23 protein-coding genes are annotated in these 26,272 nt (G+C 45.9%); 16 read left to right on the forward strand and 7 right to left on the reverse strand.

Translation table 11 applies throughout. From position 1 onward, the window contains the following. Positions 1 to 76: 76 nt before the first annotated feature. The 4 genes from SHD_RS19665 (at position 77) to SHD_RS19675 (ending at position 3,350) form a co-directional block, all read left to right on the forward strand. Positions 77 to 1,936, forward strand: a complete 1,860-nt coding sequence (locus SHD_RS19665) for a DEAD/DEAH box helicase (protein ID WP_011718375.1) — start codon at positions 77 to 79, stop codon at positions 1,934 to 1,936. A gap of 168 nt (positions 1,937 to 2,104) precedes the next feature. Then, positions 2,105 to 2,260 (forward strand): hypothetical protein, encoded by a 156-nt coding sequence (locus tag SHD_RS21970; protein ID WP_023268736.1) that lies wholly within the window; start codon positions 2,105 to 2,107, stop codon positions 2,258 to 2,260. Positions 2,261 to 2,327: 67 nt separating this feature from the next. Further along, complete coding sequence (locus tag SHD_RS19670; RefSeq protein WP_023268737.1) at positions 2,328 to 2,696, forward strand: membrane protein; 369 nt, start codon at positions 2,328 to 2,330, stop codon at positions 2,694 to 2,696. A gap of 141 nt (positions 2,697 to 2,837) precedes the next feature. After that, positions 2,838 to 3,350 (forward strand): hypothetical protein, encoded by a 513-nt coding sequence (locus SHD_RS19675; RefSeq protein WP_039978769.1) that lies wholly within the window; start codon positions 2,838 to 2,840, stop codon positions 3,348 to 3,350. Between the two features lie 56 nt (positions 3,351 to 3,406). On the opposite strand, the gene SHD_RS19680 is transcribed toward SHD_RS19675, so the two are convergent. Together SHD_RS19680 and SHD_RS19685 are read right to left on the reverse strand one after the other, a co-directional pair. Then, positions 3,407 to 4,015 carry an HAD family hydrolase gene (locus SHD_RS19680; RefSeq protein ID WP_023268739.1) on the reverse strand — a complete coding sequence of 203 codons (609 nt, stop codon included), beginning with the start codon at positions 4,013 to 4,015 and terminating at the stop codon, positions 3,407 to 3,409. An 8-nt stretch (positions 4,016 to 4,023) separates the two neighbouring features. Further along, positions 4,024 to 5,013 (reverse strand): DMT family transporter, encoded by a 990-nt coding sequence (locus tag SHD_RS19685; RefSeq protein WP_023268740.1) that lies wholly within the window; start codon positions 5,011 to 5,013, stop codon positions 4,024 to 4,026. A 319-nt stretch (positions 5,014 to 5,332) separates the two neighbouring features. Here SHD_RS19685 and SHD_RS19690 point away from each other — a divergent pair, with 319 nt between their 5' ends. Together SHD_RS19690 and SHD_RS19695 are read left to right on the forward strand one after the other, a co-directional pair. Further along, a complete protein-coding gene (locus tag SHD_RS19690; protein WP_023268741.1) occupies positions 5,333 to 6,142 on the forward strand; it encodes a hydratase decarboxylase in 810 nt (269 codons plus the stop codon). 157 nt (positions 6,143 to 6,299) lie between these two features. After that, the gene (locus SHD_RS19695) at positions 6,300 to 7,409 is read left to right on the forward strand and encodes an energy transducer TonB (RefSeq protein ID WP_023268742.1); all 1,110 of its coding nucleotides are present in this window, start codon (positions 6,300 to 6,302) and stop codon (positions 7,407 to 7,409) included. Positions 7,410 to 7,416: 7 nt separating this feature from the next. On the opposite strand, the gene SHD_RS19700 is transcribed toward SHD_RS19695, so the two are convergent. Next, a complete protein-coding gene (locus SHD_RS19700) occupies positions 7,417 to 7,773 on the reverse strand; it encodes a cysteine-rich CWC family protein (protein WP_084294921.1) in 357 nt (118 codons plus the stop codon). Positions 7,774 to 8,903: 1,130 nt separating this feature from the next. Here SHD_RS19700 and SHD_RS22150 point away from each other — a divergent pair. The 4 genes from SHD_RS22150 to SHD_RS21900 all read left to right on the forward strand — a co-directional run bounded on the left by SHD_RS22150 (position 8,904) and on the right by SHD_RS21900 (position 11,582). Next, complete coding sequence (locus tag SHD_RS22150) at positions 8,904 to 9,281, forward strand: molecular chaperone DnaJ (RefSeq protein WP_084294922.1); 378 nt, start codon at positions 8,904 to 8,906, stop codon at positions 9,279 to 9,281. A gap of 426 nt (positions 9,282 to 9,707) precedes the next feature. Next, positions 9,708 to 10,679, forward strand: coding sequence for an ATP-binding protein (locus tag SHD_RS19710; protein WP_023268746.1), 972 nt, complete (start codon positions 9,708 to 9,710; stop codon positions 10,677 to 10,679). After that, positions 10,676 to 11,137 (forward strand): STAS-like domain-containing protein, encoded by a 462-nt coding sequence (locus SHD_RS19715; RefSeq protein ID WP_023268747.1) that lies wholly within the window; start codon positions 10,676 to 10,678, stop codon positions 11,135 to 11,137. Before SHD_RS19710 ends, SHD_RS19715 begins: the two co-directional genes overlap by 4 nt. Next, positions 11,097 to 11,582: a hypothetical protein gene (locus SHD_RS21900; protein ID WP_152526564.1), complete on the forward strand. Its 486-nt coding sequence runs from the start codon at positions 11,097 to 11,099 to the stop codon at positions 11,580 to 11,582. The genes SHD_RS19715 and SHD_RS21900 overlap by 41 nt, the downstream gene beginning before the upstream one ends. A gap of 725 nt (positions 11,583 to 12,307) precedes the next feature. Here SHD_RS21900 and groL read toward each other — a convergent pair. Beyond that, on the reverse strand, positions 12,308 to 13,945 hold the full coding sequence (gene groL, locus SHD_RS19720; protein ID WP_023268749.1) for a chaperonin GroEL: 1,638 nt from the start codon (positions 13,943 to 13,945) through the stop codon (positions 12,308 to 12,310). A 57-nt stretch (positions 13,946 to 14,002) separates the two neighbouring features. Next, complete coding sequence (locus SHD_RS19725) at positions 14,003 to 14,293, reverse strand: co-chaperone GroES (RefSeq protein ID WP_011071021.1); 291 nt, start codon at positions 14,291 to 14,293, stop codon at positions 14,003 to 14,005. Positions 14,294 to 14,520: 227 nt separating this feature from the next. On the opposite strand from SHD_RS19725, the gene SHD_RS19730 reads away from it, so the two are divergent. After that, entirely contained in the window at positions 14,521 to 15,879 is a 1,359-nt protein-coding gene (locus SHD_RS19730; protein ID WP_023268750.1) for an MATE family efflux transporter, read from the forward strand. Here the strand turns inward: SHD_RS19730 and SHD_RS19735 are convergent. Then, on the reverse strand, positions 15,876 to 16,865 hold the full coding sequence (locus tag SHD_RS19735) for a LysR family transcriptional regulator (RefSeq protein ID WP_023268751.1): 990 nt from the start codon (positions 16,863 to 16,865) through the stop codon (positions 15,876 to 15,878). The two genes, SHD_RS19730 and SHD_RS19735, sit on opposite strands and share 4 nt — an antisense overlap. 129 nt (positions 16,866 to 16,994) lie before the next feature. Between SHD_RS19735 and SHD_RS19740 the strand changes: the two genes are divergently transcribed. Together SHD_RS19740 and SHD_RS19745 are read left to right on the forward strand one after the other, a co-directional pair. Beyond that, positions 16,995 to 18,077 carry an efflux RND transporter periplasmic adaptor subunit gene (locus SHD_RS19740; RefSeq protein ID WP_023268753.1) on the forward strand — a complete coding sequence of 361 codons (1,083 nt, stop codon included), beginning with the start codon at positions 16,995 to 16,997 and terminating at the stop codon, positions 18,075 to 18,077. 3 nt (positions 18,078 to 18,080) lie between these two features. After that, complete coding sequence (locus SHD_RS19745; RefSeq protein WP_023268754.1) at positions 18,081 to 21,164, forward strand: efflux RND transporter permease subunit; 3,084 nt, start codon at positions 18,081 to 18,083, stop codon at positions 21,162 to 21,164. A 154-nt stretch (positions 21,165 to 21,318) separates the two neighbouring features. Here SHD_RS19745 and SHD_RS19750 read toward each other — a convergent pair whose 3' ends face one another. Next, positions 21,319 to 21,909, reverse strand: a complete 591-nt coding sequence (locus tag SHD_RS19750) for an FxsA family protein (RefSeq protein WP_023268755.1) — start codon at positions 21,907 to 21,909, stop codon at positions 21,319 to 21,321. Positions 21,910 to 22,132: 223 nt separating this feature from the next. On the opposite strand from SHD_RS19750, the gene cutA reads away from it, so the two are divergent. The 3 genes from cutA (at position 22,133) to SHD_RS19765 (ending at position 26,075) form a co-directional block, all read left to right on the forward strand. After that, on the forward strand, positions 22,133 to 22,456 hold the full coding sequence (gene cutA / locus SHD_RS19755; RefSeq protein ID WP_023268756.1) for a divalent-cation tolerance protein CutA: 324 nt from the start codon (positions 22,133 to 22,135) through the stop codon (positions 22,454 to 22,456). Further along, positions 22,453 to 24,291 carry a protein-disulfide reductase DsbD gene (locus tag SHD_RS19760; protein WP_023268757.1) on the forward strand — a complete coding sequence of 613 codons (1,839 nt, stop codon included), beginning with the start codon at positions 22,453 to 22,455 and terminating at the stop codon, positions 24,289 to 24,291. Before cutA ends, SHD_RS19760 begins: the two co-directional genes overlap by 4 nt. A gap of 152 nt (positions 24,292 to 24,443) precedes the next feature. Continuing rightward, complete coding sequence (locus tag SHD_RS19765) at positions 24,444 to 26,075, forward strand: cation:proton antiporter family protein (protein WP_023268758.1); 1,632 nt, start codon at positions 24,444 to 24,446, stop codon at positions 26,073 to 26,075. The last annotated feature ends 197 nt before the right edge of the window (positions 26,076 to 26,272 follow it).

Raw genomic sequence — 26,272 nt, forward strand, 5'->3', positions numbered from 1 at the left:
GAAATCGACACGGGGTTGATTTTCTGTCTGTGAAACTTAAGCGCCAATCCGGGCGCATCCACAAGGCTACAACCCAATGTCATCCAGTGAAAGAACTTTCCGTGAACTCGGCTTGTCCGAGAATTTGTTGCGTGCTCTTGACGAGCTAGGTTACGAAAACCCAACGCCAATCCAATCAGCCAGTATCGACCCATTAATGGCTGGCAAAGATATTTTAGGTCAGGCACAAACAGGTACAGGTAAAACTGGCGCCTTCGCCCTGCCTCTGCTCAACAAAGTGACCAGCCAAGCTGTTCCACAAATTTTAGTATTAGCGCCAACCCGCGAATTAGCGGTGCAAGTAGCAGAAGCTTTCAGCAGCTACGCGAAATTTATGAAAGGGTTCCATGTACTGCCAATCTATGGCGGTCAGAGCATGCATCAGCAATTAAACGCCCTGAAGCGTGGCCCACAGGTTATCGTGGGTACCCCGGGCCGTGTTATGGACCATATGCGCCGTGGCACCTTAAAGCTGGAAACACTGCAAGCGCTGGTACTCGACGAAGCCGACGAAATGTTAAAAATGGGCTTTATCGACGATATCGAATGGATTCTGGAACACACACCAGAGCAGCGCCAACTGGCACTGTTCTCGGCCACTATGCCAGAACAAATCAAGCGTGTTGCTAACAAGCACTTAAAAGATGCGACTAACATCAGCATCGCTGCGAGCCACACTACTGTTGACTCTATCGAGCAACGTTTCGTGCAAGTGTCTCAGCACAACAAGTTAGAAGCCTTAGTACGCGTATTAGAAGTTGAAAATACCGAAGGTATCATCATCTTCGTTCGTACCCGTAACTCATGCGTTGAATTAGCAGAAAAACTCGAAGCCCGCGGCTACGCTTCATCACCACTGCACGGTGATATGAACCAGCAAGCCCGTGAGCGTGCGGTTGAACAGCTGAAAAGCGGCAAGCTAGACATTCTGATCGCAACCGACGTTGCGGCCCGTGGTCTGGACGTTGAGCGTATCGGCCACGTAGTAAACTACGATATCCCTTACGATACTGAAGCTTACGTACACCGTATCGGTCGTACTGGCCGTGCTGGCCGTACGGGTATGGCGATTCTGTTCGTGACCAGCCGTGAAATGCGTATGCTGCGCACCATCGAGCGCGCAACGAACAGCCGTATTTCACCAATGAAAGTGCCTAGCCCAGAGACAGTTGCAGAACGTCGTCTGTCTCGCTTAGGTGAGCAGTTAGCGCAAACCATGACACAAGATCTGGACTTTATGCGCGAAGCCGTTGCCCAGTTATGTCAACAACTGGAAGTGGATACCGATCTGCTGGCCGCTGCCCTGCTGCACCAAGTACAGCAGGAGCGTCCACTGCAATTACCCGCGATTCAAGAACGTACTCGCGATGAGCGCAGTGAACGTGGTGCTGAACGTGGCGAGCGCGGTGAACGTCGTAGCCGTGAATCGCGTCCAATGCCAGCAAGCTTAGGCTCAGCAGAAGCCTTAAAAGATAACCCAGATCTGAAGATGTGCCGTTATGTTATCGACGTGGGTCGTGACAATGGTGTGGGTGTGGGCAACATCGTTGGCGCTATTGCAAACGAAGCGAACATCGACAGCCGTTACATTGGTGCCATCCAGTTATACGATGCAGTGACTACCGTTGACCTGCCAGACGGCATGCCAAAAGAAGTGCTGCAGCACCTGAAGAAAGTGCGCGTATGTGGCAAGCCACTGAACATCCGTGAAGCTGGTGATCAGGTATTCGTAGATTCAGGCCGTGGCGCACGTAGCGACCGTCGTCCACGTGGTGATCGTCCAATGGGCGAGCGTAAACCACGTTCAGCCTCTGGTGACAAGCCGTTTGCTGATCGCAAACCACGCTCTGACAAGCCAGCAGGCGAGCGTAGACCACGTAAACCACGCGAAGAGTAATCGCCAAACCTAAGTCGTTAGGTTAAGCAGATTTAAACAAACGCATTAAAAAAGGAGCCTAGGCTCCTTTTTTGTTATCTTAAAATAGCTCCCGCTCAAACTTCACTGGCCAGTTGATATTTCGAGCAGGTATAGTCAATAGCAGGATGCCTAACTCAAGGACTCTAAATGGATTTTTTAGCGCTGATCATTTACCCATTTATCTCATCACTGCCCGAGCTAGCTAAGTCATGCAGTGAAGATAAAACCTTATTAATCATGGTACTTGTCGGTTGTACTCTGTTTGCAGGCTTTATTGGATTGTTAGTCGCCATGGCAAATTAACTTGCACTTAGGCTGACATGTCTATTAGTGTCGCCTTAGTCTTTGGCAACACAATTAGTGTATTTCGATGAAAAAAGCCCTTACCGCAGGCCTGTTATCCGCTTTTATCGCCCCCGGCAGCGGCCATTTTTACCTTAAACATAAACGTTCGGCGCTGGTGTTTTTCAGCTTAGCTGTCATCAGCCTGATGCTGCTCCTCATGCAAATCTATCAAGTGGCACAAGTGATCGCCTTAGAGATCCAAAATGGCACCTTACCCTTAGATGTCGGCGTGATATCCGCCGAAATCACCCAACAAACCCAAACCACCATGGCCAATGCCAATGAACTGCTCTATGGCTTTTTGCTCTGCTGGTTAGTGGCATTGCTCGACAGTATTCGGCTTGGGCTTAAGCAAGATAAGCAAGGTAAGCTGGACACACAAAGCAACCGCTAAATATCTTCTGACTCTTAGCAAGGCCGTAGCGATAAAAGCAACGTTGATATTGACCGAACATTTTTAATCAATTGAAATATTGGATATTAACCTTTAACGGCTGCGGTAATAACACCATAAACAGTCAAGATGGATGACGATATGTTAGACAATGAAGAACACAATTTTATCCTGAGTGAAGTATCGCAACCCGTGATTGCCATTGCCCGCGAGGTTAATTTTGCCGAGCGCTATGCCTCCATGTTGGCACGCTTCCCTAAGCTCCCTGGCGATTTTAATCCTAAGGTACCGACGGAGCGTCAACAAGAACTGGTTGCCCAGTTCCCTTACCCGATCCGCTTTTTCAAAAGTGAGGGGGGATATTACAAGCTAAATGCGAAAAAGTTCGCCTACCCGCATATGAGGCTTATGATGGAGATGCAGCAGTGGGTAGTGTTTAACTTTGACCTATGGCGTGAAGATAAGCGCATCGGTGGTGGCTCCTATCAACAGATTGCCGTGGCGGAGCGGTTAGCACGAGGTGAAGAGATTGACTGGGATAACGACTGGCGTACACAAAACCAGCCATGGTGCTATAGCGAAGATCAATTACAGACGGTGCTAACAGAAAGTTTTGCACTATTTGATGACCTTTGTAAGCAATTACCTAAATAGTCACTTGAATTAATTGAGATATAGGCGGCTAAACAGGTTAACCGCCAAGGTATAAATTATTTGGGCCATGCCTTAATCAAGCTGTGGTAGCAAGAGACCAGTAAATCCGCCGCTTGGGCATAGTCGGGCACCTCTTCTGGGCAGTAGAGGGCGCAGCGACTACCGGCATTTTGCGCGGTTTGCAGATCGAATAGATAATCCCCCACATACAAGATATCCGCCGGATTCAACTGCCATTGCTCGCAAATCAAGTGGATCCCCTGCGGGTGAGGTTTAGGCTCGGCATCGTAACGGGTCAGCACTAAAGGGATATCGATACCGAGTTTTTCGATGGTGATTTTGGCCGCCTCGGGCATATTGCGGGTCAAAATCGCTAGCGGCAGTTGCCGCATCTTTAAAAACGCAATCAGCGCCTGCGCGCCTTCAATCCAGCTCGCCTGACGCGAACTTTCCAGTTCGTAGTCATGGACAATTTCCAGCGCCTGCATCTTGGCCATTGTTGTCTCAAGGCTATGGATATGCTCGAGAATATCGGTACCCGATCCAATACCTAATGCCGCCCTTAAGCCTTTAAAATCGGGGTTTGAATGGGCAAGCGTACCGTCGAGGTCGAAAATCACCCCGCGGATCTGTTCAAGTTGCATATCGGTCAGGCGTGTAATCACTCGGGTACCTATTCAGTGGTCTGTGAAGCGGGTTGCAAACGTCGTGCACGGCGCTGGCGATACATGGGCAGTAACTGCACCACCATCACTGACACAATAATCACACCTATGCCGAATAGCGATAGCGCATCTAATTTATCGGCCTTAAATACTTCTGGCCACCAACCGATACTGACCACTAATGCCGTGGCGCTAAAGCTAAATACCGGCGTTAACGCCAGCATGGCGCTGACCTGTGCCGTCGGCCAGTACTTCATAGATTGCCCGAAGCAACCGTAGGCAATCAAGGTATTGGCGGCGCAAAACAGCGCCACTTGCCAGTCGAAGCTATCCATTTGTGCAAACTGACTAAAATCGCTAAAGGGCGCCATCGCAAAGATCCCTAAGGCGTAGATGACTAAGAGTACGTTGGCGGGGGACAAACGGTTCAAGAGTGACTTTTGCAGCAACGCATAGGTAGTCCATGACAATGCGGAAAACTGCACTATCATCACTCCAAGCCAGATCTCATGGTTATCGGTGGCGGAAAAATCTAAATAGGGATGGAAAAACATCAACATCCCTAAAGCTAAGCTGGCAAAACAACTGAGCTGCACCGCATTCAAGCGTTCTTTAAAAAACAATACGCCGCCAAAGGCGAGGAAAAATGGCGAGGTTTGAAAATTAAGCTGCGCGGCCCCCGGTGCCAGATAGTCGAGGGAATACACGAATGACACATAGTTAAGCATTAAAAACAGTCCGGCGAGGATAAGCCTGAGCCAAACCTTGGCATCGAGCGCCACAAACTGCTTTAAACTGCCCGCGCTCCACTGCACCAAAATACTGACGATGAGCGCCACTAAAAAACGGAACCAAGTCAACGTCACAGGATCGATAAAACTCCCCGACAGCTTAAGCGCTATGGGCAACATACCCCAAAACAGCACGGCGACAGAAATAAACAACAATCCTAATTGAGCATGATTAGTTGCCAAGGATCCAGAGTGGCTTTGATTCACGGAAAAGTCCCAGTAGTACCGCAGAAAGGAACGCCATTCTGGCACCGCGGGGCGCTAAGATCTAGCCTAAAAAGCGATTAACTTTTCAGCCGGATTGGGTAGTTAAGCTGACACTAAATCAATCTTGACTGGCGATAAATGCAGAGCATTTCAAGATAAGTTTTATCAAGCCTTTAGCAGCACAAAAAGGTATATTGAGCGCAATTTCTCTTTTAGCTCAGATTGGATTTGCAGAGTCGAGTTATGCCTTATGCGCTCAGCGATTGCGGCATAAATGACTCTGCACAAGTCCTTTAAAATAAGTTAGTTAGGATTAAAAATGTCACAGACAGACGCTAAAGCACAGCTTGAGTGCATTAACGCAGCAGCACAAGAACTCGCCCAGCGACGCGCCAAAGGTGAAGCGGGTGCGCTGTTGCAAGAAGCGCTAAGACCGAAAGATTTCCCCCACGCATTTGCCATCCAGCAAACCATTGCGCAGCAGTTTAGCGTCCAAGGCAACCCGATTTCTGGGTGGAAGTGCCTACTCCCAACCGCCGAAAAAACCGTGGTAGCGCCTATCTATCAACATGATGTGTATATCGAAACCACCGAGTGTCCACTTTATCCTTCGAGCAAAGGGCTTGCCCGTGTCGAACCCGAGCTCGCCTTTGAAATTGGCAGCGATTTACCACCACGAGCCACGCCTTATTCAGAAGCCGAGATCGACGCCGCCCTAGGTAAAACGCGCCTCGCCTTAGAACTGATCAAAAGTCGTTATCAAAACCCAGGCGAAGCTAACCACTTCGATGCCCTCGCCGATGGCTTAGTCAATCAAGGCTTGTGGTTAGGGCCAGAAATCTCAACCTCGGCTGAAACAGGCCATTTCGCCCTGAGTGTTGAAATCGCCACTGGCGGACAGCAAGCAAGTGAGACGCTGCAAAAAGCCGCCGTTCATCCCAACGGTTTCCCTAAAGCAGGGCTTTATTGGTTGGTCAACTTCTTATCAGCCCAAGGGATTGGCTTAACCCGAGGACAATATGTGATCACAGGCTCCTATGCGGGGGTATTAGATCTGCCGCTCAATCAGCACTGCCAATTCCACTACGGCGAGTTAGGCCAGTTTGGTTTACAGTTCGTAGCTAAATAAGTCACGCACTAAAGAGTACCAAGCCAATCGGCAAAGTCAGAAGGTAGGCAAATGCTTACCTTCCTAATCCCCTACTGACCAACTGCGCGAAAACAAGCTTGTATCAAGAGTGAAACATTTGTACTATCCGATAGAACTAAATATAAGGATATACAAGATGTTAGACGGAAAAATATTGCCTTTAGCCAGTCTATTTGCTTTAGCCTTAAGTACTTCGTTACCCATAAATGCCTCGGAAAACACATTTTCCCAAGCCTACAGTGACTACCAAACCGCACTCAAACAAGGTGATAACGCCCAAATAGAAGCCAGCGCCAAAAGAGCCTTCGAACTGGGAGAAGCTCAATATGCGAAGGACAGTGTCGACTTAGCTAACCTCGCCATGAACTGGGCTGGTGCAATAGAGAAGCAAGTCGCCCCTTACCCATTTGCAGAAAAGAATTTGCCACAAACAGCGAAGGCGAATGAGTTATATCAACTCGCTCTCACAAATTATAAAGTTCATTATGGTAAAGAAGCGCTTGAGCTTATCGATCCCTTACTTGGTGCAGCACAAACCGCCGTCGAAGCCAAAGATGCGAAAAATGATTTGCTTGATGCAATCACAATTGCTGAAAAATCCGATAACAAGAAACTGATCGCCGATGTAAAAATGGCCGCTTTTAACCGCTTATCCAATACTGAGCTATACACAAGAAGCGTAAGAAGCTATGCCTTCGAGGCCTACGAAACTTACAAAGAAATCCTGCCCGAAAATGCCCTCGACAGAGTCAAAGCTACCTATGTAGTTGGTGCAGTTGAATATGCAGAAAAGCATGATGACAAGGCGATTCCATTACTATTAGAGGTGGTTAAGCAGTTTGAAGCCCTTAACTATACTCACCCTTATGCGTTAAGTTCTCATGCTTATCTAGTCGAACTTTATGAGCGCCAAGGAAAACGCGAAGAATCTACTGCTCACTGTATTGCTATCGGTAAAATGCGCCCTTGGGCCGATGCACAGGAACAGCAACCGCTGTTTCGCACTACGCCTAAATACCCTGCATCCTATGTCCAAAAACGTAAAAGCGGCTGGGTTCAACTTAAATTTACCGTGGATGAACATGGCTTTGTGAAAAATCCTGAAATCTTAGCCTCTAAGGGTGGCGCTTTATTTGAAAAAGAAAGCATCGAAGCCTTAAATAAATGGCGTTACGCACCCAAGTTTGAAAATGGTAAAGCCGTAGAAGCACAAAGTAGCGTGCAACTGGATTACACCATCAATTAATAACCCGCTATTTCACCTCATATCCCAGCCCATCGCCTAATCCCGATGGGCTGTTTTTATCTTCTGAAGCAGAAACTGTTAGCTCGCGCTTTATCCGGCTTAAACAAGTCTCACAAATACAAGCCGTCGCAGGCTGCGATAATAGTTGTGCTAACTTATCAGCACTCTGCCCCGCTGCATCGCCTGTCGATAATTCTGCGGCCAAATCGCCAGATAGCAATTGAGTCAACTTCGGAAACGCCTGCTTAGTACACCAACAGTCACTGATATCTGCGCCAAGAGTCATTACACACTGATTCGCCCCTTGGCATAAAGGGCACAGCTGCGCGGTATCGAACTGAGGTTCGGGTAAATGCATGGGCACGGTAATCCTTATGGCATCGGAGTGATAACGCGGAGATAATAATGTTTTTTTGCAACTCAAGCTGGGGTGATTTACACCAAGGTTAGACTTTATAGCTTTTCAAACTACGTTTGAATGCTTTAGTTGAAAAGTCGTAGGGCTTTACCCACACCCGATAATAATGCTGGTTTATTTAGCGTTTGAATTGGCAAGGTTATCGCTGTAAGTATGTGAATCATTGCGGCCTTACGGCCGAGATAAGTCAAAGTCGTGGGTCTTCAACCCCTGATTTTTAATAAAGAGTCGACCAAAAGGGGATCAACTGCAATCCCCTCTTGCCTCTTTGTAAACAAGAGTCCTTGCCGAACAACGTCCATGTCTAACTGCCAGTTCGCCATCCTAGGCTCTCATTCGTACCACTGCTTCGCAATACTCACCCTAGCGAAGTTACATGCATTGGTTAGTGGTCTCATACTCCAATAAAAATTGCCTAACGGCTCAGATGGGACACCCATATCCCCCCGAGCCTGCGCCATCATCCATGATGTCGCCACGGCCCCACACAACAACTAAGAGCAAACAGCGTATTTCGACAACTTCGCAGGGGGATAGCGAACTCCTGTCGCATTGGTGTTGTTTGCGAGTCATTTAAAGCAACCTGAATAATGCCTACGATCCCCCTTTAGAAAATTAACAATGGGGCTCGTTTAAAATCCAAGAGATAACTTTTCCTTGGCAACGCAGCACTATTGCCGCTGTTCATCATATGCTGTACGCTAAGTTAAATTTTGATTAATAAACAATAGTTAAGATGTTACTTAATCAATGCCTATTTAGTGTTAACGATAAATTAGTTAATTAAAATGGCGATAAAATGAGTCAGGGAAGATCCGCTCGACAAAGCGAACAAGGCAAGGACAAGCATTCTACACCTCTCCTTAAAGATGCTCCCCTCAGTACCAATTGTGATTCAGTTTAAGGTTTCACCAACCACAAGCTGATAGCTTTATTATTGTTTTTCTTAAAATTTATTGTCTGTATTTGCTGTCTGGTAGCAAGTGCCATGGGCGGTAGCGTGCTTAAATCCTAAGATAAAGCCACCATAACAAGGCTTACGCCCAATCCCCAAAAAAATTTGTGAAGGAACATAAATGCAAGATGTCATGGTCAATCTTTATGATTGCAAACATTGTTCAGGAACAGGAACTTGTTCCAATGGAAAGAATAACAGTTCGTGTGAACGCTGTGCAAAACTCAATGAATTACCAATTTGGCGAAGACGGAATCAATTTGGATTGATATGTGGTTCTTGCGGTGGAATAGGAAAAGCCGAACCTCTAACTGAACGAATGAATAAGAGGACTGCACCCATTTTAGCAATCATGCTAGTGATGATCTTACTCACAATCATCAGCCTAGCCGCCCTTTTTGAAAACAAGTACTTCACCGAACTTCTTGCTTTTTCAAGTGCAATAATTGGCTCCATCTGCGGGTACTACTTCTCATCCTTAAAAACGGGTAAAGCATAAGCATATTCGTTAAAAAATGCATAATAAAGAAAAATAAAGATGTTTATTGATGCCGATAATGCGCCAACCAAGAGGTTTAATGCGAAAAATAAACAATAATAGGCTCGTTAAATCTTCTACAAAAGATAAAAAATCAATTGATAATAAAATATTATTTTACTTATAAAAATCACCTAATAAAGAACATATATTACATATGAAAAAATAACCATTAAACAAAGGTTAATAGATAAATTAAGAACATTAAACTTAAGAACAAAACCTAAAAAAAACAAAATAAACAAACCTAATAAAAATAACTTTGATGGCTGGCTAAATGTAAACCAGTGGATTGATAAAGAAAAAATAAATGGATTAAATGTTTACGAATATAAACACAGAAATAAAAGAAGAAAAGGAGTAATCGCAGTAAAACTTCCATCTGAAATGGATTTTTCTAAAAATTATGAAACCACAGTACAAACACTTACAGCAATAAGAAAACTAACTGATTTATTAGATAAAGCTAAGTCACAAAAATCTATATTGCCATCAAGGGCATACAAGATTGGCAGTGTCAACTTTGATTCGCTAACCAAAATATCCACATCTGCCGCACTAGTTTTAACATCTGAAATATCAAAATGGAACAATCTATCAGGAGACAAATTAAGACCTTCCGTTAGCAAATGGTCTGAAAACATTTATTTACAATTCCAGCAACTAGGTTTTTTTGATCTTTTTAAAATAAAACCAACCGCAGACTATCTACCTCAGAAAAGCCTACAAAACAATATAGACTTCGTAAGGTATATCAAAGGTTGCTGCGACAACTCAGAAGAGTCAAAAAGAAAGAAAAAACAATTAAAAGAAGAAATAAAAAACATCGTTGGAAAATCTGTTCCAAAATGGACATTTCTCCATAGTGGTTTAACTGAAGCAGTTACAAACGTAATACATCACGCTTATCCAGAAAATAATGAATATACAGATAAATCATGGTATCTTACTGGTTCATTCAATCGAAAAACAAAAGAAATGAAAATAGCATTTTTCGATCAAGGGATAGGAATACCAAATTCTTTACCTGCATCTGGTTTATGGGAAAATATTATCAGTTACTTTTCTAAATTTAAAATAGGCATAGCAGAGCAGAAAAGAGATGAGGTATTATTAAAAGCCGCCGTATCAATCGACAGAACCAGCACAAATAAAAATGACCGGGGAAAAGGGTTACAAGACCTAATTGAATTCATCAAAGTATTTGGCTCCGGTTATATATCAATTCTAAGTTACTCTGGACTATATAAATATGAGATTAAAGATGGTTTAGAAAAGATAAAAACTGAGAGGCTAGAACGACCGATCTATGGTACACTAATCATCTGGAGTGTAGTTCTTAACGAGGATTTAGAATGAAAACACCAATATTGTTCATCGGAGACAGCTTTTCAGACGACCCTGCTGGCCGATACTATACTGACGGTGATGGTTCTGGAGAAGAGTTTAGAGAGGAAGTGTTAAGACCATTACTTTCAGAACTTAATAATTTAGAAATTAATATAGATAAAAATGTTGAAGGGTACGGTTCTTCATTTTTAGTAGAGGCTTTTGGCGGCCTAATTAAGCATGGATACTTTCAAAATGATGAACTAAGTAAAAAAATAAAAATATCATATAGCAATATAGATTATAAATTTTACAAAAACAAAATACAAAGCTATATTAACGAAGCTAAGTATAACTCAGAAAAATATATTTCAACAAAAAGTGAAGCTCAAAAAAAAGGCGTATTCAAAGGAATAATTGACAAAAGTTTTATACAGGAAACTCTAAATGAGGCAAACGGAAAATATAAGCAACCCCATGATAGATAAACACCAAGTTTATGTGGAAAACAATATTTACAAATGCAATTTAGAATCATTAACCACTCTAATTAGAAATAATGAATCTCTGATAAGTGAGCATAATAACAATCTTTCCAATACCAACAGTATCCTTCTAGAAATTGATAATACTTTATCATCAATACCAAATGGCTCTTACCCTCTAACAATTACATCCGGTATTTTAAGCGCGATTGTTGCTGCTGGCGTAGCATTCTTTTTAAACTATTTATTCTGGAGAAAAATTAGAAATCATAATAGAATTAGTCATTTTGCACAACTATCTATAGAATTACTAGACTTATTCGAATTTAACTCCACAAATTATTGGTTACTCAACTGTAACAAAAACAATCAATTAAAAGTTAAAAATTTAGAAACACAAATAAAATCTAACTTTACTGTATTAAGAGTAAGTTTAACTGAATTTTAAAAAAGAGTCCCTAGTAAGTTTAAAAATGATAAGGATTTAGTTATTCAGTTTATAAATGAAATCTATGATAAAGCAACTGGTGATAGTTTCGAATCAGCAAATAGAAAGTCAGAACCCAGGCGTTCACAAAACATTTCAAGTTCCTGTTCAAAAATGAAAGCACTACTTATTAGATATTCACAAGTATCGAATGTTTAAGTACTCTCAATACGAAAAAACTAACAGTTAGCACCTAATAAATTTAACTTCGTTAGTAAACTTAGTAATACAAAGATGGGACATATATGGTCACCTCGAGTTTAGCAAGGTCAATGTCCTACTTTGTTCAAGCTACACTGAGAAAAAAGGACAGGCATAACTCTTTTGAGTTTAACGAAAGATGGGACCGTCAAACCACCTGCAAAAGTATACGATGTTACACTTTTGGCAACTATTTCAGTGCTTAAATCCAAAAAGTGTAGGTAAGTACACCTAACTTGAAAAACGTCGCTTCCCCAAATTACCAATCCAAAAACAAAACCCCGACTCAGTTACCCGAGTCGGGGTTTTTATTTTTCTCTTACAACTATTTGGGTTTTAAGCGATTAAGCTAAAGACCACAGATGCTTTTGCTAATCTAGCGCAGGAAAAATCGTTTTAGAGCAAGGCTTTTTGTTGCGACGTGTAGTGTTTTTCTACACGAGTAACAAAGTAACGCAGCTATAAACGATTTTAACCAGCTAGGATCACATCATGCCGCCCATTCCACCCATACCACCCATTCCGCCCATATCTGGCGCATCAGCTTTTGGCAGCTCAGCTACCATAGCTTCGGTGGTGATCATCAGACCTGCGATAGACGCTGCGAATTGCAGTGCGCTACGGGTCACTTTAGTTGGGTCAAGGATACCCATTTCTAACATGTCACCGTAGGTGTCGTTGCCCGCGTTGTAACCGTAGTTACCGCTGCCGTTTTTAACGTTATTCGCTACAACAGAGGCTTCTTCGCCTGCGTTGGTCGCGATTTGACGCAGTGGTGCTTCCATTGCGCGTAGCGCGATAACCACACCGTGTTTTTGGTCTTCGTTAGCCACTTCAACGTCAGCAATCTTAGAAGCAACACGTACCAGAGCAACACCACCGCCAGGTACCACGCCTTCTTCAACAGCAGCACGGGTTGCGTGCAGTGCGTCTTCTACGCGGGCCTTTTTCTCTTTCATTTCAACTTCGGTCGCAGCACCAACTTTGATTACCGCAACACCGCCAGCGAGTTTAGCCATACGCTCTTGCAGTTTTTCTTTGTCGTAGTCTGAAGTTGATTCTTCGATTTGTTGCTTGATTTGGCTTACGCGCGCTTCGATTTGCGCTTGCTCACCGTTACCATCGATGATGGTGGTGTTGTCTTTAGTGATCACAACACGCTTAGCAGTACCTAAGTCTTCTAAGGTTGCTTTTTCAAGCTCTAAACCGATTTCTTCAGCGATTACAGTACCGCCAGTTAAAATCGCCACGTCTTGCAGCATTGCCTTGCGGCGGTCACCAAAGCCTGGTGCTTTAACCGCAGCCACTTTCACGATACCGCGCATGTTGTTCACAACTAAGGTTGCTAAGGCTTCGCCTTCAACGTCTTCGGCAACGATCAGTAATGGCTTACCGGTTTTTGCCAGACCTTCAAGGATTGGTAACAGTTCGCGGATGTTAGAGATTTTCTTGTCTACTAACAGTACGAATGGATGATCTAATTCAACGCTGCCAGTTTCTGGCTTGTTGATGAAGTATGGAGACAGGTAGCCACGGTCGAACTGCATACCTTCTACTACGTCCAGTTCGTTTTCCAGTGCTTGACCTTCTTCAACGGTGATCACGCCTTCTTTACCGACTTTTTCCATTGCAGTGGCAATGATTTGGCCGATTGACTCGTCAGAGTTAGCAGAAATAGTACCTACTTGAGCGATAGCTTTTGAGTCGGCGCAATCTTGAGAAAGGTTTTTCAACTCGATAACGGCTGCAGCAACGGCTTTATCGATACCGCGCTTTAAGTCCATTGGGTTCATACCCGCCGCAACGGCTTTTAAGCCTTCAGTCACAATGGCTTGTGCTAGAACGGTTGCAGTTGTGGTACCGTCACCTGCGGCGTCGTTGGCTTTAGAAGCAACTTCTTTCACCATTTGCGCGCCCATGTTTTCGAACTTGTCTTCTAATTCGATTTCTTTTGCAACAGACACACCGTCTTTAGTGATCAGTGGCGAGCCAAAGCTCTTGTCTAATACCACGTTACGGCCTTTAGGGCCTAGGGTCACTTTTACTGCGTTAGCCAGAATGTTTACACCAGCCAGCATTTTTACGCGTGCGTCATTACCAAATACAACTTCTTTAGCTGCCATAATTGAGTATCCTTTAAATTTTGATGATTAATTGGAATGTCGAATTGATGTCGTGGATTAACCTACGATAGCCATCAGGTCAGCTTCCGACAGGATCAAGACTTCTTGACCGTCGATTTTTTCTTTCTTAACACCGTAACCTTCATTGAAGATCACTACATCACCCACTTTCACATCCAGAGGTCTTACAGTGCCGTTTTCTAAAATACGGCCATTACCTACTGCAAGGACTTCCCCGCGAGTCGATTTTTCGGCGGCGCTGCCAGTTAACACAATGCCACCCGCTGAAGTTGATTCAACTTCTAAACGCTTAACGATTACGCGGTCATGTAATGGACGAATATTCATCTATGAACTCTCCTAATGATTTAATGCCCAACAATCGAGGCGATTTTGTGATGAAAAAGAGGAGGCATTTCCAGCTTCCCCTTTGATGTCTGTGATATGGGGTTACCCCTTGCCAGATCCAAGTGCCTTTACAAAAAAAAATTCAAATTTTTGATGTCGGTTTTTTCAAGCGGGCACAATCCTGCTAGAATTCGGCCTCCGCTCGCAAACAAGGCACTATTTTCCCCATGAAAGACAGACACGGGCTGCTTAGCGCGCCAATTGGTCGTGTACTGCTCAACATGAGCCTCCCCAACTTGATTGGCATTATGACCATTCTAGGTTTTAGCCTCGCTGACACTTTTTTTATCAGCCAGTTAGGGACAGAAGCCTTAGCGGCGATCAGTTTTACCTTTCCGGTGACTTTGATTATTTCCAGCATTGCCATTGGCGTGGGTGCAGGGGTATCGACCAATCTTGGACGACTGATTGGTTCAGGTAACGCACCACAGGCAAAGGTGTTTTTACACGATGCGTTGCTGCTGACCTTTATCCTTATCGCCAGCTTATCTGCCCTTGGTAGTATTTTTATTGAACCACTGTTTAGCTTGCTTGGCGCCAATGACTCCAGTTTGCCGCTCATTCATGACTATATGATGTATTGGTATGTGGGCGCGCCGCTGTTGGTGCTACTGATGGTGGGCAACCAAGGCTTACGTTCGACGGGGGATACTCGCTCCCCGGCGATGATTATGTCGTTGGCGGCGATCATTAACTTAATCCTCGACCCTTTATTAATCTTCGGTATTGGGCCTTTTCCGCGTTTAGAGATCCAAGGCGCAGCGATTGCCACCCTGTTCTCTTGGCTGGTTGCGTTGTCACTCTCGGGTTATTTGCTGATTATTAAGCGGCGGATGCTTGAGCGGGCGGTATTTGATATCGATAGAATGCGCGCCAACTGGAGTAAACTCGCCCATATCGCCCAACCCGCAGCCCTGATGAATTTAATTAATCCACTCGCCAATGCGGTGATTATGGCGATGCTGGCGCATATCGACCACAGTGCCGTCGCAGCCTTTGGTGCGGGCACGCGTTTAGAGTCGGTGCTGTTAATTGTGGTAATGGCGCTCTCGTCGAGCCTGATGCCGTTTATCGCGCAAAACCTCGGTGCAGGCCAACCCCAAAGGGCGAAACAGGCGCTGCTGTTATCGCTTAAATTTATCTTTGTATTCCAAACCTTACTCTATATTCCACTGGCATTTCTCGCCCAGCCACTCGCGAGTTTATTCAGTACCGATCCGCAGGTGCTAGAGTGGTTAAGTTTTTATATTCTGGTGCTGCCCTGCGCCTATGGCCCGCTCGGCATAGTGATTATCTTTGCCACGGCGCTTAATGCGTACCACAGACCCATGAGCTCGTTAGTGATTAACCTGTGCCGCTTAGTGCTATTGATGTTGCCGCTGGCGGCGCTGGGGTCTTATATTGATGGGGTGAAAGGCTTGCTGCTCGCGCTCCCCATCACTAACCTCTTGATGGGGATTGCCTGTTATTACTTAGCGCAGCGGATTTGCGAGCCGACCAAGGTCACGACCGCCGACGCTATTTAGGTTGTGCTTTTTAAGCTAAAACGCACATCATTAGGCGGGAATGGCTCTTCCGATGCTTTACAAACTCGGCGCACATTTTGAGTGCTAAGATTGGTTGGAATACCATTCGGAGCCAGCTCTTGCATAATAAAGTCGATAAAGCGTCTACAGGCCAAACTTACATAACGTCTTGATGGATAAGCCAAATAGCATTCTCCTGGGTGGGACTCTATCTCGGGTAGTAGGGTAATTAACTGCCCAGAAGCAAGGTAATCCGCCACCACTTCTGCGGGCGCATAGACGATCCCGCGTCCTTGCAAGGCAAATTCTACCGCGACCTCGACACTGTTAGAGCAAAAATTGCCTCTCACTCTCACTTCCTGTTCGGCACCAATCCACAACTCATTAAAGATCTTGCCATTTGAGAGTCGAAATAAGGACACATTATGGGATTCAATTTCTTTTGGTGTTGTTGGAGTACCGTATTGCGCTAAGTAGTCGGGGCTGGCATAAAAACGCAAATCCGTGGTGAAGATAGGCCGCACGACTAGATCTAAGGTATCTAGTGCAGGTTCCACCACGAAGGCTACGTCGAGATTATTCTTAACCATATCAACGGATTCTGCACTACTGATCACTTCTACCGTCAGTTTTGGATGTAAATCCATAAAGCGGAAAATGGCGTGCATCAGTACATTCATGCTGTGGATAGGAAACATTTGAATGCGGAGATGGCCACTGATCTCAGCATCTTCGTTAGTCATCTCAAACAGGGTTTCGTCGAGCTGCGCCAAAATGTTTTGCGATCTATGGTAAAAATGGCTTCCCGCTGAGGTCAGCGTCATCGAGCGACTCTGGCGGTGGAATAGCTTGATATTCAGTTCATCTTCCAACGCCTGTAAACGGCGGCTCACGGTCGATTTAGGTAAGTTAAGCAAATCAGCAGCTTCGATCAAACTACCAGTTTCGGCTATGCGGTGAAATAACGCTAAGTCCTCTGTCTTCATTTTTAACTTAATTTCAATCTCATTATGTGGGACTCATAATCCCAAAGTATCCCGTTTATTGCAACAAATTTAGCTGTTATCTTCGCGTCCCTAAAATGCTGATAAATTGTTATCGAGGACTCCCTGACCATGAAATCATATCGACTGCTTCCCCTAGCGGCTTTATTGCCAGCCGTTCTCACAGCTTGCACTCCAGCGGAAAGCTCGGTACAGGCGAGTGCCATTCGTCCAGTAAAACTCTTTGAAGTTGAGCAACTCGAAGGGGGAAATTTAAGGACGTTTCCGGCGCGCGTCAGTGCTAATAGCCGCGCTGAATTATCCTTTAGAATTTCCGGCGAACTGACGGATCTCGCATTAGTGGAAGGACAACAGATCCGTCAAGGTAGCCTGTTGGCTAAACTCGATGACAGGGATGCCTATAACAATTTAATGACCCGCGAAGCGGATCATGAACTCTTAGAGGCGGATTTTCAGCGTAAAACCGAACTCCTCAAACGCAAATTAATCTCTCAAGCTGAGTTTGATAGCGCCCAAGCGCAACTTAAATCGGCCAAAGCCGCCTTAGCCGCCGCCCGTGACCAGCTAAGTTATACCAAGCTTATCGCTCCCTTTAGTGGCACTGTGGCCAAACGTTTAGTGGATAATCACCAAATCGTACAGGCCAACCAAGGGATTTTAACGCTGCAAAACAACAGTTTGCTTGATGTCAGCATTCAAGTCCCCGAAGCGATGGCGGCGAGCCTAAACAACTATATTCAGCAGCAAAACTTTACCGCTAAGGTACGTTTTAGCGCATTAGCAGGCATGGAGTTTGATGCGAAATTCAAAGAATATTCGACCCAAGTGACCCCAGGCACTCAGGCCTATGAAGTGGTATTTTCATTACCGCAACCTAGAGATATTCAATTACTTCCTGGCATGAGCGCTGAGTTAACCCTCGCCTTGGTAAAAACACCAGATCAAACCGCGTCGGCCATAGTGCCAGTCACAGCTATCGACAAACGCGATCAGGATGGACGAGTTCAAGTCTGGGTCTATCAAGCGCAATCGGGCGAAGTGAAACCCACAGCTGTGACTTTAGGCCGAGTCACCACCGAAGGTATCGAAGTCTTAGGCGGCATCAACAAGGGCGACTTAATTGTCAGCGCAGGAGTATCCCAATTATCCGACGGGATGAAAGTGAAGCCACTACGCTGGCAGCGCGGAGTGTAATTCATGAATATTGCTGAGTATTCCATCCGCCACAAAGTGATTAGCTGGATGTTTGTGTTACTGCTGCTCGTGGGCGGTGGTGTGAGTTTTACTGGTCTTGGGCAATTAGAATTTCCCGAATTTACCATTAAAGAAGCGCTTGTAATCACCGCCTATCCAGGCGCATCGCCAGAGCAAGTGGAAGAAGAAGTCACCCTTCCCCTCGAAGATTCACTGCAGCAGCTCGATGCGGTTAAGCACGTGACCTCAATCAACAGTGCGGGCCTGTCGCAGATCCAAATAGAGATTAAAGAAACCTACGATAAAACCAGCCTGCCACAGGTGTGGGATGAGGTGCGTCGTAAGGTTAACGACACCGCAGGACAACTGCCTCCCGGCACTAGCACGCCCAAGGTCTATGACGACTTTGGCGATGTGTACGGCATTTTGTTTAATCTCTCAGGGCCTGACTATAGCAACCGCGAATTAAGCAACTATGCCGACTATTTGCGCCGCGAACTGGTACTGGTGCCAGGGGTCAAAAAAGTCTCTGTAGCGGGCAGCGTAACCGAGCAGGTTGTGATTGAAATATCACAACAAAAACTCTCGGCACTAGGGTTAGATCAAAGCTATATCTACGGTCTGATTAACAATCAGAACGTGGTTTCTAATGCGGGCAGTTTAGTGGTTGGCGATAATCGGATCCGCATTCATCCCACGGGCGAATTTAGCAGCGTGCAGGATCTTGCGCGTCTAATCGTCAGTCCACCAGGCAGCACCGAGCTTATCTATCTTGGCGACATTGCTCATATAGAAAAAGATTACGATGAAACCCCAGATGTGCTCTATCACAACCGTGGCGAAGCCGCCCTCTCCCTGGGGATTTCGTTTTCGAGTGGCGTCAACGTGGTCGAAGTAGGTAAAAGTGTTAGCGAGCGCCTTGCCGAGCTGGAGTCACAACGCCCAATTGGGATGAACTTAGATACGGTTTATAACCAAAGTCTGGCGGTCGATGACACTGTAAATGGTTTTTTGATCAATCTATTAGAATCAATCGCCATCGTTATTGCCGTGCTATTGCTGTTTATGGGCTTGCGCTCAGGCTTTTTAATGGGGTTAATCCTGCTGCTTACCATTCTCGGTACTTTTATTGTGATGAAAGTGCTAGGTATTGAGCTGCAACTAATCTCTCTTGGCGCTCTGATTATTGCACTTGGTATGTTGGTCGATAACGCCATTGTGGTAACGGAAGGCATTTTGATTGGCCTGCGCCGGGGTAAGACTCGCCTCGAAGCCGCTAAACAAATTGTGTCGCAAACCCAGTGGCCACTGCTTGGCGCCACAGTAATTGCGATTATCGCCTTCGCGCCGATTGGTTTGTCGCAAAATGCCGCAGGGGAGTTTTGTCGCTCGCTGTTCCAAGTGTTGATGATTTCCTTATTTATCAGTTGGATTACTGCGATAACCCTAACGCCTTTCTTCTGCCATTTGCTGTTTAAAGATGCCCCCGCAGATGAGGAGGAGCAGGATCCTTACAAAGGCTGGTTCTTCAGCGTATACCGCGCGAGCTTAACCTTTGCCCTGCGTTTTAGAATAGCCAGTATTCTCCTGGTCGGCGCCATGCTTGTTAGTGCAGTGATTGGTTTTGGCCATATCAAAAATGTGTTCTTCCCTGCGTCAAACACGCCCATCTTCTTTGTCGATATTTGGATGCCAGAAGGCACGGATATCAAAGGCACAGAACGCTTCGCCGCCGATATTGAGCAGCTGCTACTCAAGCAAGCCGAAGAGCAACACAGCGGCCTTAAACACTTAACCACAGTCATTGGCCAAGGTGCGCAGCGTTTCGTCCTGCCCTATCAACCGGAAAAAGGCTACCCCGCCTTTGCACAGCTAATTGTTGAAATGGAGGATTTAGCATCCTTAAAAGTCTATATGCCAGAGTTAGAAGCACTATTAAATCAGCGATTCCCACAGGCGCAATATCGATTAAAAAACATGGAAAACGGCCCGTCTCCGGCCGCGAAGATCGAGGCGCGCTTCTACGGCGATGATCCTGAAGTGCTGCGTGCATTAGGCGCGCAGGCCGAAGCTATCTTCCATGCTGAGCCGAGTATGGATGGCGTTCGCCATGATTGGCGCAACCAAGTGCCGTTAATTCGTCCACAGCTGCAAAATGCGCAGGCGAGGGAAACCGGGATCAGCAAGCAGGATCTGGATAATGCGCTGTTAATTAACTTTAGCGGCAAACAGATTGGCCTTTACCGCGAAACCAGCCATTTACTGCCCATCGTTGCCCGTGCCCCCGCCGAAGAGCGATTGCAGGCGGACAGCCTGTGGAAACTGCAAATCTGGAGTAGCGAGCACAGCACCTTTGTGCCAGCCACCCAAGTGGTCAGTAGCTTCGATACTCAATGGGAAAATCCCTTGGTAAAACGTCGTGACCGGATGCGGATGTTAGCGGTACTGGCCGATCCAAAACTAGGCAGCGATGAAACGGCCGATTCTGTACTACGCAAAGTCAAAGCTAAGGTCGAGGCTATTAGCCTACCCGCAGGTTACCACCTCGAATGGGGCGGTGAGTATGAGACCGCTGGCGAAGCACAAACCGCGGTATTTAGCTCGATTCCACTGGGCTACTTGGCGATGTTTTTAATCACAGTGTTCCTGTTTAACTCGGTACGCCAACCCTTAGTGATTTGGTTTACCGTGCCACTGGCCTTGATTGGAGTCTCGGCGGGATTACTGATTTTCGACGCGCCCTTTAGCTTTATGGCACTGCTGGGGCTGCTGAGTCTATCGGGCATGGTGATTAAAAACGGCATTGTGTTAGTCGATCAAATCAACCTAGAACTCGACGAAGGCAAGCCGGCCTATATCGCCTTAGTCGATTCGAGCGTCAGCCGTGTCCGCCCAGTGATGATGGCGGCGATCACCACCATGCTCGGAATGATCCCGTTGATCCCCGACGCCTTTTTCGGCTCGATGGCGATCACTATCATCTTTGGTTTAGGTTTTGCGTCGCTGTTAACCCTTATCGTACTGCCAGTGATGTACAGCTTGGCCTTCAATATCAAACCGAATGCAGTGGCGAGCGAGCAGCACTAGCCCGCCACTCCCCCTAAACGCTTCCCGGCGTGGCCGATCGATGCTGTTTATTATCATCGATTGGCCTTTTCATTTTGGGGCGTTCAAGAATAGCGGCTACCCCCGATAACTTGAGGCTTTACACTGAGGAAAGAGGGTGAAGCAGAAAAGCGGATTACGCCTTTGGATCTTTGGGTTGTTCGTCTTTATCCGCTAATTGATGGCTCTCGGGACGTTTATCGCTAGGATCGACTTTATGTTCAAAGTCGCCTTCGTACACATTGCCATCGGCATGTTTATCTTGCTCGAAGGGATGCTGTCCAAATGGATTCGATTGTGAGCCAGAATGCGGTCCAAATGGGCCCGCACCAAAACCGCCGTGCATACCACCCCGCAAACCCGATACCACCCTCAGCTGCATACGTTTAAACACTAAGGCTGCAATCGGGCGACGCGTTAAGGGAGTGAGTAACAGTAGGCCAATAAAATCAGTCACAAAGCCTGGGATAACCAGCAATACCCCCGCCATGGCCAACATCATGCCTTCGACAATTTCCTGCCCCGGCGCCTCGCCTCGCGTGAGTTTTTGCTGTACTTGCATAAGCGTGCTCAGCCCTTGGCTGCGCACTAAAGAAACGCCGACGATGGCGGTAAATAGTACTAGGCCTATGGTTGTCCAAGTGCCGAGCACTTCGCCCACGCGGATCAACACCGACAGTTCGACAACTGGGATCAGCACAAATAATAAAAACAGGATAAAAAACATACCGACCTCAGATTTATCTCACTTCTTTGAAAACTAAATGGGGGCTATCCGGTCATAATTCAAGTCATTTGGCAGGAGCAGTCTGTAAAGGAGTGAAACTTCTGATATTTAGCTCACCCTTTTGTGACCAGCTTAATGTATGAGACCATAAAAGCACGTAAAGTAGCTTAGCCTAATAGGCTTAAGCGAAGTTTAAGATTGTTAAGGGACGATACCTCACGCCATGCAAGCCCAGTATTTAGTCGTCAGCACTAGTTGCCCTGATGAAGCTCAAGCAAAGCGCATTGCCCACGCCTTAGTGGAAGCACGCATTGCCGCTTGCGTGCATATCTCGGCGCCGATTATCTCAGTGTATGCATGGGAAGGGAAAATCTGTGAGGAGCAAGAAATTAGCTTACACATTAAATGTTTACAAAGCCGCTATGCCGAGTTAGAACAGCTTGTGCTTCAACTCCACCCTTATCAAGTGCCTGAAATTATTGCCGTACCCGTCACTCACGGGCTACCAGCCTATTTAGATTGGATAAAAGATAACACTCAGCCATGAAAAAACTACTTAGCTTTATCTTCACCGCCTTACTGCTGCTTACGCCCTTAACTCAAAGTAGCAATGTTTTCGCTAATAGCTTCGGTTTTCTAAAAAGTGAGCCAGAGTTAATGCCCGTTGATCAAGCCTTTGCCTTTGATTTTAAGCAGGAAGGCAATAAGGTTACCCTCAATTGGGTGATTGCCGACGGCTACTACATGTATCGGGATAAGCTTAAGTTTAGTGTCAATGGCGCCGAACTTGGCACCATAGATCTGCCAAAGGGCAAGCCTCATAACGACGAATATTTCGGTGAGCAAGAGGTTTACTACACCTATATCGATATTCCGGTAGGCCTGAAACAAGCCAATGACAACGGCACCTTAACCGTAACCTTTATGGGCTGCGCCGAGGGTAAGCTCTGTTATCCACCGACCAAGCGCGATGTCGCCCTAAAAGCCGTCGCGGCCAATGATGGACAAATCACCTCTAGCACAGACAACGCTAATACAGAGTCTGCAGCCACTGCTGACGCTAATCAAGCCGACATCGCCCCCGCTAAGCCTATCACTCAGCAAGATAGCCTAAGCCAGATGCTGTCTAACGACAGTTTACTCTGGACCTTAGTGATCTTCTTCGGCCTTGGTATTGGTCTGGCGCTCACGCCCTGCGTCTTCCCTATGTATCCGATTTTATCGGGCATTATTGTCGGACAAGGGCAAAAACTGTCGACCGCCAAAGCCTTTACCCTGTCGATGGCCTATGTGCAGGGTATGGCGATCACATACTCGATTTTAGGTCTAGTGGTTGCCTCCGCGGGGATGAAATATCAAGCGGCACTGCAACATCCCGCTGTGCTCGTCTTTTTAGCTATCCTGTTCTTTGTACTCAGTTTATCTATGTTTGGCTTGTACGATCTCAAACTGCCTTCAAGCTGGCAGGAGAAGATGAACTCAATTTCAAACAATCAAAAGGGCGGCAATTTAGTTGGCGTGTTTTTGATGGGGGTGATCTCGGGATTAGTGGCCTCGCCTTGTACTACGGCACCACTGTCTGGCGCCTTAGTCTATGTGGCGCAAACCGGTGATTTGGTTCAAGGCTTCCTTGCGCTTTATGTACTGAGCATGGGCATGGGTGTGCCGCTACTTATTATTGGCACCTCGGGTGGTAAGTTACTGCCACGCGCTGGCGCTTGGATGAACATCATTAAAACCGTGTTTGGCTTCCTGCTGATTGCGGTATCGATTGTGATGCTTGGCCGTATTTGGACGGGTGTGGTTTCCGATGTACTTTGGTCACTGTGGGGCATCAGCTTCACTGGTTATCTGATGCACCAAAACAAACTCAGCGCCTTTAACTGGAAACAAACCGTGCGCTCAGTGCTGCTCACACTCACGCTGCTGGCAAGCTTTTCCTATGGCTTCCAAGCTGTCATGGGTCACTTTGGTTTTACTCATAGTCCGGTTGCGACTACGACAACAGCTGAGCAAGCCCATGGCTTTAAACGGATTAAATCCATTGAAGATTTAGACCGTGAAATTGCCGCGGCGACCGCTGCAGGTAAACCTGTAATGCTGGATCTCTACGCCGATTGGTGTGTTGCCTGTAAAGAGTTTGAGGCCATCACCTTTAAGGACGCCGACGTGTTAACGCGAATGAACAAGATAGTGTTACTACAGGCCGACGTGACTAAGAGTGATGCCGTGGATGTGGCACTGCTTGAGAAATACAACGTGCTGGGCCTGCCGACGCTGCTGATGTTTAACGAGCAAGGCGAGCAAAGGGAAGATTTAAGGGTAACGGGCTTTATGGGGCCGAAGGAATTTGCCGCCCACTTAGATCACTTAGTGAAATAATCTCAGCCACAACGCTAATTTATCACTACGCCGTTTTAGCGTAAAACCAACAAAAAGCGGACTTTTTTCATTAAAAGTCCGCTTTTTTATCGCGCTGTCATCGATTTCTTATACAATCCTTGTTTAACGTGGACTTTTAAGATTGGAGCATCATGGAACCAGCCATCCTCATTATCACCCTTGTTTGCGGCATGCTTGTTAGCCGTATAGGACTTCCTCCTCTCATCGGCTACTTAGTGGCAGGCTTTGTACTCTTTGTTTTAGGTATCGAAAAAGAAAGTCTGCCATTGTTGCAAGAGCTTGCAAATCTGGGGGTTACTCTCTTACTGTTTGCTATTGGCCTAAAACTCGATATTCGTAGCCTATTTAAGGCCGAAGTATGGGCGGGATCGAGTGTGCATTTAATGCTATCGATTTTAGTCTTTGTGCCAATTCTTAAAATATTAGGTTTAATTGGCTTAACCCAACTCACCAGTCTTGGGATTGAGCAATTAACCTTATTGGCGTTTGCATTAAGTTTCTCCAGTACCGTTTTTGCGGTAAAAGTATTGGAAGATAAAGGGGATATGCAATCCCTTTACGGCCGAGTAGCTATTGGTATCCTGATTATGCAGGATATTTTTGCCGTACTCTTTTTAACTATTTCTAAGGGCGATGTGCCTTCGGTATGGGCATTTGCACTATTGTTATTGCCACTGGCAAAACCGCTGATTTATAAAGCCTTTGACCGTGTTGGTCACGGTGAATTATTAGTGCTATTCGGATTAGTTATGGCACTGGTTGTCGGTGCTTGGTTATTTGAATCCGTTGGTCTTAAACCGGATCTCGGCGCGCTTATCATAGGGATTTTACTCGCGGGGCATAAAAAGGCCTCTGAGCTGGCTAAATCCTTGTTCTATTTTAAAGAACTCTTTCTTGTCGCCTTCTTCTTAACCATTGGTCTTAATGGCCTACCTACTGTATCGGATATTGTATTGGCCGCGCTCTTGGTTCTGTTAGTGCCATTAAAAATCCTGTTATTCGTCTATATTCTGACACGATTTAAGCTGCGCTCCCGTACCTCGATGTTGGGTTCGTTTAACCTTGGTAACTTTTCTGAATTTGGTCTTATTGTGGCTGCCGTTGCCACTAGCAAGGGTTGGTTGCCTTCACAATGGCTGGTGATTATCGCCGTAGCCCTAAGTTTTAGCTTTTTATTAGCCGCACCTCTCAATGCGGCAGTGGGCAATATCTATCAAAGATACCAACAACGTCTGATAAAGCTTGAAAAACGACCACTGCATCCGGAGGACAGACCGATTGCCATTGGTAATCCGCGCTTCTTGATTTTAGGTATGGGCCGCATTGGTAGTGGAGCCTACGATGAGCTGCGCGCACGCTTCGATGGTGAAATCCTTGGCATTGAACACAAGCAGGATTTGGTCGATTTACATCGGGCAAATGGCCGTAACGTGGTACAAGGTGACGCCTCGGATACTGACTTTTGGGAAAAGCTAGATAAAGCGCCAAACCTTGAGTTAGTGCTGCTAGCCATGCCACACCATGCGGGGAATTTATTCGCCGTCGAACAACTTAAAAAACTGAATTATCAAGGAAAACTGAGCGCCATCGTGCAATACGGCGATGATGCAGCTTCTCTGAGAAGCTCTGGCGTACACAGTGTATATAACTTGTACGAAGCCGCAGGTGCGGGTTTTGTTGACCATGTTGTCCATGAACTGTTGCCCGACTCTGAAACTAAGGCCGATACCGAAGCGCAAGAAGGGGCTCAAAAACAGGCATAGAGTCTCTCGTACAAAATGACCAAGTTGGATGGGTTTAATTAAGCAAATACGCATTTTTTGCCATGAATTAAACTCATCCTATTTTGTTATAAATTGGCTCAGGAAATAGTCAATCTATAGCCAAAATCACCTCTTATTTAAATCATAAAAATCAAACAATTAATTCAACTTATTATCGCCCGACTTAGGCTTTAATA

Source organism: Shewanella decolorationis S12 (genome assembly GCF_000485795.1).
Lineage (GTDB): Bacteria > Pseudomonadota > Gammaproteobacteria > Enterobacterales > Shewanellaceae > Shewanella > Shewanella decolorationis.